Origin of the sequence: Aeromonas cavernicola (assembly GCF_002795305.1) — a bacterium.
Lineage (GTDB): Bacteria > Pseudomonadota > Gammaproteobacteria > Enterobacterales > Aeromonadaceae > Aeromonas > Aeromonas cavernicola.
Map to the genome: position 1 here is coordinate 1 of NZ_PGGC01000162.1, position 1,905 is coordinate 1,905.

3 protein-coding genes and 1 pseudogene are annotated in these 1,905 nt (G+C 52.8%); 3 read left to right on the plus strand and 1 reads right to left on the minus strand.

The genetic code is table 11. The features are described from left to right. Window positions 1-205: pseudogene (locus CUC53_RS15840) on the minus strand (IS1/IS1595 family N-terminal zinc-binding domain-containing protein); the annotation flags it as partial. 225 nt (window positions 206-430) lie between these two features. On the opposite strand from CUC53_RS15840, the gene CUC53_RS15845 reads away from it, so the two are divergent. The 3 genes from CUC53_RS15845 to CUC53_RS15855 are packed head-to-tail and all read left to right on the plus strand — an operon-like array spanning window position 431 to window position 1,652. Next, entirely contained in the window at window positions 431-721 is a 291-nt protein-coding gene (locus CUC53_RS15845; protein ID WP_100295036.1) for a nucleotidyltransferase family protein, read from the plus strand. Then, complete coding sequence (locus tag CUC53_RS15850) at window positions 718-1,101, plus strand: HepT-like ribonuclease domain-containing protein (RefSeq protein ID WP_100295037.1); 384 nt, start codon at window positions 718-720, stop codon at window positions 1,099-1,101. The genes CUC53_RS15845 and CUC53_RS15850 overlap by 4 nt, the downstream gene beginning before the upstream one ends. Further along, entirely contained in the window at window positions 1,101-1,652 is a 552-nt protein-coding gene (locus CUC53_RS15855; protein ID WP_476692214.1) for a recombinase family protein, read from the plus strand. The genes CUC53_RS15850 and CUC53_RS15855 overlap by 1 nt, the downstream gene beginning before the upstream one ends. The last annotated feature ends 253 nt before the right edge of the window (window positions 1,653-1,905 follow it).

Below are 1,905 nucleotides of genomic sequence, written 5' to 3' on the forward strand. Positions count from 1 at the left end.
TTGAAGGCCATATCAACAATCTTGTCTTTGACGCCAGGCTTGCGGGCTTCATAGGTGTAGGTGAGCTGAAACACGTGCACACAGACGGGGCAACGATAGCGAACATGGCCGGCAGGGGTCTTCCCATGGCGATATACGTGGTCAGAGTTGCAACGAGGGCAGTGAACGGTGATGGATGCCATGAAGCTATGAGTCTCAAAAGCACTCATCATACCAGCTCAACCGATCGGAGGCATCACCCGAACCAGTAGGGTCCAACCACCAGGCTGGCCAACGGCCACCAGTTGAACAAACGTAGGTTTGTAAGAGCAACGCCAAGAGGTCTCGGGTACAACAGCAGATCAAGGGGTTATGATTCTCGAGAATCATTCTTGAAACATTATTCTCGTTGCTTATCATTTCAACGAGTTTTGATAAGCAGATACCCATTATGAGGCCATCCGTTGCGCTCGATCTAAAACGAAGCATTATTCGTGAGACGACAAGCCGTTTCCGTGTTGCCAATCCGCGAGTCTTTGGTTCAGTGCTGTATGGCACCGACCTAGATGGCAGTGACCTCGACCTGCTGGTCGATGCGCTACCTGGTGCAACGCTATTAGATTTGGGGGATTTGGAGGACGAACTGAAATCGCTGCTCGGTGTTGACGTTGATTTGCTGACCCCTGGCGATCTTCCACCGAAATTCCGGGCCAAAGTGCTTGCGGAGGCCAAGCCGGTATGAACGAGAACCGATTGCCCGATTATCTCGATCACATACAACAAGCCGCAATCGATGCGCGCAGTTTCGTGGAGGGGTTGGCCAAAGAAGACTTCTTAACTGGTAAGCGTACTCAGCAGGCTGTCATCATGAGCCTTATCATCATCGGTGAGGCTGCCACAAAGATAATGGATGGCTATACCGTGTTTACCCAAGCACACAGCGAAGTTCCGTGGCGCAGCATGCGGAATATGCGGAATATGCGGAACCGCATGGCTCATGGCTATTTTGACATTAACCTCGATATTGTCTGGGACACGGTTCAGGAATGGTTGCCAGAACTGCTCAAACAGTTGCCCTCGGTGCTCCAAGATCCAGAGCAAGCGAGAAATGAATCATACTGATCGGCTATGCGCGCATCTCGACACAAGATCAGAACCTGGAGCTTCAGCTAGACGCTTTGACAAAAGCGGGATGCCAAAAGGTGTTTGAAGACACGATCAGTGGTACTCGTGCTGATCGGCCCGGTTTGGGCAAGGCACTCGACATGCTGCGTGAGGGCGACACATTGGTTGTTTGGAAGCTGGATCGATTGGGCCGGTCAGCCAAACAACTGGTAAAGCTAGTCAGTGCTCTGCACAAACAAAACGTCCAGTTCAAGAGTCTCACCGATTCTATCGATACCGGCACGCCGTCGGGCCGATTCTTTTTTCATGTCATGGCAAGCCTCGCGGAGATGGAACGAGACTTGATTGTCGAACGAACCCTGGCTGGGCTGGACGTTGCCAGGCAACTCGGTCGTAAAGGTGGTCGCAAGCCGAAGATGACCGACAGCAAGATCGAGTCAGCCAAGAAGCTACTGGCCAGCGGAGTGCCCCCCAAGGATGTGGCCAAGAATCTCGGCGTGTCCGTTCCTACGCTATACCGTTGGATCCCTGCCTCTGCGCACGCTTAGCGTGCTTTATTTTCCGTTTTCTGAGGCGACCCTTATTTCACCGCCCGTCTAGCCGAACCCAAACAGTTCAGCCGACTAGATAGGCAAAAGGTGGGGCCAGTGGCCCCACCCCAAACTGGGATGCTATTGTGCTGGACAAGGCTGTAACGCGCGGCCTCTTGGCCTTCCCCTCCCATGCAAGGCCAAAATGTAAACCACCTCATACCCTCGGTGGTTTTTTTTGGCCTCCATCAACGCCCCAAACATCAATTTC

Bases quoted from the DNA above. Each gene is read 5' to 3' on its own strand.
- CUC53_RS15850 (WP_100295037.1), top strand. From the start codon at position 718: ATGAACGAGAACCGATTGCCCGATTATCTCGATCACATACAACAAGCC.
- CUC53_RS15845 (WP_100295036.1), top strand. From the start codon at position 431: ATGAGGCCATCCGTTGCGCTCGATCTAAAACGAAGCATTATTCGTGAG.